Source organism: Psychrobacter communis, assembly GCF_014836505.1.
In the GTDB taxonomy this organism is placed as follows: Bacteria; Pseudomonadota; Gammaproteobacteria; order Pseudomonadales; family Moraxellaceae; genus Psychrobacter; species Psychrobacter faecalis.
Genome location: NZ_JACSQR010000060.1, coordinates 1 through 5,626, shown reverse-complemented (window position 1 = coordinate 5,626; position 5,626 = coordinate 1). Strand labels below are relative to the sequence as shown.

Here is a 5,626-nt window from a genome sequence, read left to right as displayed (position 1 = left end):
AACCTGGCTAACCCATTGAAACAAATTATAAAAAAGCTTGACAAACCAAATCATTATGATATGATAGTCGGCTCGCTAGATAGGATAAGTTCTTAACTTAAACTGACTAGCAAAGAGAAATACCCTATATAATCAACTACTGGACGACAGTAGCTTGACACTATTTAAAAGCATAACTAAAGAACAACTTGTGTGGATTTTTGCTGATTCAGAATGCTAAAAAATAAAGTTGACTATCTTTTCTTTTCGGAAAGATTATTAACTATAAAAATTATCATTTAAGACAGCAAGAAAACTCAAAGTTAATTCATTATATGAAACATACGAGAGCGTAATTGCCAGATTAAATGAGCCAAGTTTCGAAGTCTCTTTAAAGGACTTCATGCAAGATTAAACTGAAGAGTTTGATCATGGCTCAGATTGAACGCTGGCGGCAGGCTTAACACATGCAAGTCGAGCGGTAACAGGAGAAGCTTGCTTCTCGCTGACGAGCGGCGGACGGGTGAGTAATACTTAGGAATCTACCTAGTAGTGGGGGATAGCTCGGGGAAACTCGAATTAATACCGCATACGACCTACGGGAGAAAGGGGGCAACTTGTTGCTCTCGCTATTAGATGAGCCTAAGTCGGATTAGCTAGATGGTGGGGTAAAGGCCTACCATGGCGACGATCTGTAGCTGGTCTGAGAGGATGATCAGCCACACCGGGACTGAGACACGGCCCGGACTCCTACGGGAGGCAGCAGTGGGGAATATTGGACAATGGGGGCAACCCTGATCCAGCCATGCCGCGTGTGTGAAGAAGGCCTTTTGGTTGTAAAGCACTTTAAGCAGTGAAGAAGACTCCATGGTTAATACCCATGGACGATGACATTAGCTGCAGAATAAGCACCGGCTAACTCTGTGCCAGCAGCCGCGGTAATACAGAGGGTGCAAGCGTTAATCGGAATTACTGGGCGTAAAGCGAGCGTAGGTGGCTTGATAAGTCAGATGTGAAAGCCCCGGGCTTAACCTGGGAACGGCATCTGATACTGTTAGGCTAGAGTAGGTGAGAGGAAGGTAGAATTCCAGGTGTAGCGGTGAAATGCGTAGAGATCTGGAGGAATACCGATGGCGAAGGCAGCCTTCTGGCATCATACTGACACTGAGGTTCGAAAGCGTGGGTAGCAAACAGGATTAGATACCCTGGTAGTCCACGCCGTAAACGATGTCTACTAGTCGTTGGGTCCCTTGAGGACTTAGTGACGCAGCTAACGCAATAAGTAGACCGCCTGGGGAGTACGGCCGCAAGGTTAAAACTCAAATGAATTGACGGGGGCCCGCACAAGCGGTGGAGCATGTGGTTTAATTCGATGCAACGCGAAGAACCTTACCTGGTCTTGACATATCTAGAATCCTGCAGAGATGCGGGAGTGCCTTCGGGAATTAGAATACAGGTGCTGCATGGCTGTCGTCAGCTCGTGTCGTGAGATGTTGGGTTAAGTCCCGCAACGAGCGCAACCCTTGTCCTTAGTTACCAGCGGTTTGGCCGGGAACTCTAAGGATACTGCCAGTGACAAACTGGAGGAAGGCGGGGACGACGTCAAGTCATCATGGCCCTTACGACCAGGGCTACACACGTGCTACAATGGTAGGTACAGAGGGCAGCTACACAGCGATGTGATGCGAATCTCAAAAAGCCTATCGTAGTCCAGATTGGAGTCTGCAACTCGACTCCATGAAGTAGGAATCGCTAGTAATCGCGGATCAGAATGCCGCGGTGAATACGTTCCCGGGCCTTGTACACACCGCCCGTCACACCATGGGAGTTGATTGCACCAGAAGTGGTTAGCCTAACCTTTTAGGAAGGCGATCACCACGGTGTGGTTGATGACTGGGGTGAAGTCGTAACAAGGTAGCCGTAGGGGAACCTGCGGCTGGATCACCTCCTTATAGACAGCATTCGGTCAGCAAGAATTCACAACAAGTTGTTCTTTAGTTTAAGCTTACGTTTATACAAGCGTAATTTGGGTCTGTAGCTCAGCTGGTTAGAGCACCGTGTTGATAACGCGGGGGTCAGTGGTTCAAGTCCACTTAGACCCACCATTTATATATGGGGCCATAGCTCAGTTGGTAGAGCGCCTGCCTTGCACGCAGGAGGTCAACGGTTCGACTCCGTTTGGCTCCACCACTATAAACGCAGTAAGCTTTGAATGCTAATAAATGAATAGGTATCAAACAGAAACAAGTGATTCCAATATAGCAATATATTATCTGATTACTTCTTTCTGTTTTATACGGAAACTTACTACTCGACGAGAGAGTAAGAACTATTTAAAAACATAGATATGAGTCTGGGTTAGAGTGGCGTGTTCACGCGACACTCTAACCTTAAGAAATCCTCTTTTAACGACATTGTTTGTTATCCCAAAGAGGATTTCTTAAAAAAGTAAAGAGAACTGAATCAAGCGTAAACATAGGTGATATCGTTATCATAATTAGATTGTATGACACTTAGAAGTCGAAAGACTACTTGGGGTTGTATGGTCAAGTAATGAAGCGCACATGGTGGATGCCTTGGCAGTCAGAGGCGATGAAAGACGTGACAGCCTGCGATAAGCTTCGGGGAGGCGGCAATATCCTGTGATCCGGAGATTTCTGAATGGGGAAACCCACCTAGCATAAGCTAGGTATCTTATATTTATATAAGAGGCGAACGAGGGGAAGTGAAACATCTCAGTACCCTTAGGAATAGACATCAATTGAGATTCCCCTAGTAGCGGCGAGCGAACGGGGAGAAGCCGATTAGTACTAATGTAGAAGAACAGCGTGGGAAAGCTGACCGTAGTAGGTGATAGTCCTGTATTCGAAACATTAGCACTAACATATTAAGTAGAGCGGGGCACGAGAAATCCTGTTTGAAGATGGGGGGACCATCCTCCAAGGCTAAATACTCCTGACTGACCGATAGTGAACCAGTACCGTGAGGGAAAGGCGAAAAGAACCCCTGTGAGGGGAGTGAAATAGAACCTGAAACCGTGTGCGTACAAGCAGTGGGAGCCTTAATTTATTAGGGTGACCGCGTACCTTTTGTATAATGGGTCAGCGACTTATATTCTGTAGCAAGGTTAACCGTTTAGGGGAGCCGTAGGGAAACCGAGTCTTAATAGGGCGATTAGTTGCAGGGTATAGACCCGAAACCGAGTGATCTATCCATGAGCAGGTTGAAAGTGCCGTAACAGGCACCGGAGGACCGAACCCACTGTCGTTGAAAAGCCAGGGGATGACTTGTGGATAGGGGTGAAAGGCTAATCAAACTCGGTGATAGCTGGTTCTCCCCGAAAGCTATTTAGGTAGCGCCTCGGACGAACACCATTGGGGGTAGAGCACTGTTTCGGCTAGGGGGTCATACCGACTTACCAAACCGATGCAAACTCCGAATACCGATGAGTGATATCCGGGAGACACACAGTGGGTGCTAACGTCCATTGTGGAGAGGGAAACAACCCAGACCGCCAGCTAAGGCCCCAAATTCCTAGTTAAGTGGGAAACGAGGTGGGAAGGCATAGACAGCTAGGAGGTTGGCTTAGAAGCAGCCATCCTTTAAAGAAAGCGTAATAGCTCACTAGTCGAGTCGGCCCGCGCGGAAGATGTAACGGGGCTCAAACTAGGAGCCGAAGCTGCGGATTTGAATTTGTTTTCAAGTGGTAGGGGAGCGTTGTGTAAGCCTGTGAAGGTGTGTTGTAAAGCATGCTGGAGGTATCACAAGAGCGAATGCTGACGTGAGTAACGATAATGCGAGTGAAAAGCTCGCACGCCGGAAGATCAAGGGTTCCAGTCCAACGTTAATCGGGGCTGGGTGAGTCGACCCCTAAGGCGAGGCCGAAAGGCGTAGTCGATGGGAAATCGGTTAATATTCCGATACTTGTTTATAATGCGATGGAGGGACGGAGTAGGTTATGTCAGCCTGGCGTTGGTTGTCCAGGTGAAAGGATGTAGGCTTACAGTTTAGGCAAATCCGGACTGTAATACGGCTGAGATCTGATAGCAAGCGGTACTTGTACCGTGAAGTGGCAAATACCATGCTTCCAGGAAAAGCTTCTAAGCAATAGTTATAAACGAATCGTACCCTAAACCGACACAGGTGATCAGGTAGAGAATACCAAGGCGCTTGAGAGAACTCTGCTGAAGGAACTAGGCAAAATGGTACCGTAACTTCGGGAGAAGGTACGCTGCCGATGGTGATAGGACTTGCTCCTTGAGCTGTTGGCAGTCGCAGATACCAGGCTGCTGCAACTGTTTATTAAAAACACAGCACTCTGCAAACACGAAAGTGGACGTATAGGGTGTGATGTCTGCCCGGTGCTGGAAGGTTAATTGATGGGGTTAGCGTATGCGAAGCTCTTGATCGAAGCCCCAGTAAACGGCGGCCGTAACTATAACGGTCCTAAGGTAGCGAAATTCCTTGTCGGGTAAGTTCCGACCTGCACGAATGACATAATGATGGCAGCGCTGTCTCCAGCAGAGACTCAGTGAAATCGAAATCGCAGTGAAGATGCTGTGTACCCGCGGCTAGACGGAAAGACCCCGTGAACCTTTACTACAGCTTTACATTGAACTTTGACCTGACTTGTGCAGGATAGGTGGGAGGCTTTGAAGCCGAGACGCTAGTCTTGGTGGAGCCATCCTTGAAATACCACCCTGGTCATGTCGGGGTTCTAACTCAGGTATAACAATACCGAGGACAATGTATGGTGGGTAGTTTGACTGGGGCGGTCTCCTCCTAAAGAGTAACGGAGGAGTACGAAGGTGCGCTCAGAACGGTCGGAAATCGTTCATAGAGTATAAAGGCAAAAGCGCGCTTAACTGCGAGACCCACAAGTCGAGCAGGTACGAAAGTAGGTCTTAGTGATCCGGTGGTTCTGTATGGAAGGGCCATCGCTCAACGGATAAAAGGTACTCTGGGGATAACAGGCTGATACCGCCCAAGAGTTCATATCGACGGCGGTGTTTGGCACCTCGATGTCGGCTCATCTCATCCTAGGGCTGAAGCAGGTCCTAAGGGTATGGCTGTTCGCCATTTAAAGAGGTACGCGAGCTGGGTTTAGAACGTCGTGAGACAGTTCGGTCCCTATCTACCGTGGGCGTTGGAAATTTGAGAGGATCTGCTCCTAGTACGAGAGGACCAGAGTGGACGAACCACTGGTGTTCGGGTTGTCATGCCAATGGCATTGCCCGGTAGCTACGTTCGGATGGGATAACCGCTGAAAGCATCTAAGCGGGAAGCCCACCTCAAGATTAGATTTCCCTAAAGAGCCGTTCAAGACTAGGACGTTGATAGGCAGGGTGTGGAAGCACAGCGATGTGTGTAGCTAACCTGTACTAATTGCTCGTTTGGCTTGACCATACAACACCCAAGTGGTTTGTATCAAGTCTAATTATTTCGATATCACCTTAATCCTTGATTCAGTTGGATTAAGATGACACTAGTCATTAAAACACACAGACTCATATCTAACCCCCTTTGCTGACGACAATAGCATGATGGCACCACCTGATCCCTTCCCGAACTCAGAAGTGAAACATCATCGCGCCAATGGTAGTGTGGCTCCGGCCATGTGAGAGTAGGTCATCGTCAGCTCTCTATT

The 5,626-nt window shown here is 48.2% G+C and carries 2 tRNA genes and 3 rRNA genes; all 5 read left to right on the top strand.

Annotation, left to right across the window (positions count from 1 at the left end):
* The first annotated feature begins 392 nt into the window (after nucleotides 1-392).
* Nucleotides 393-1,931, top strand: a 16S ribosomal RNA gene (locus tag H9653_RS12100).
* 76 nt (nucleotides 1,932-2,007) lie between these two features.
* Nucleotides 2,008-2,084: transfer RNA gene (locus H9653_RS12095), tRNA-Ile, on the top strand.
* A gap of 9 nt (nucleotides 2,085-2,093) precedes the next feature.
* Nucleotides 2,094-2,169, top strand: a tRNA-Ala gene (locus tag H9653_RS12090).
* 354 nt (nucleotides 2,170-2,523) lie between these two features.
* Nucleotides 2,524-5,385: ribosomal RNA gene (locus H9653_RS12085) — 23S ribosomal RNA — on the top strand.
* A 119-nt stretch (nucleotides 5,386-5,504) separates the two neighbouring features.
* Nucleotides 5,505-5,619: ribosomal RNA gene (rrf, locus tag H9653_RS12080) — 5S ribosomal RNA — on the top strand.
* Together the 16S, 23S and 5S rRNA genes with 2 tRNA genes alongside form the textbook arrangement of a ribosomal RNA operon.
* Nucleotides 5,620-5,626: the final 7 nt, after the last annotated feature.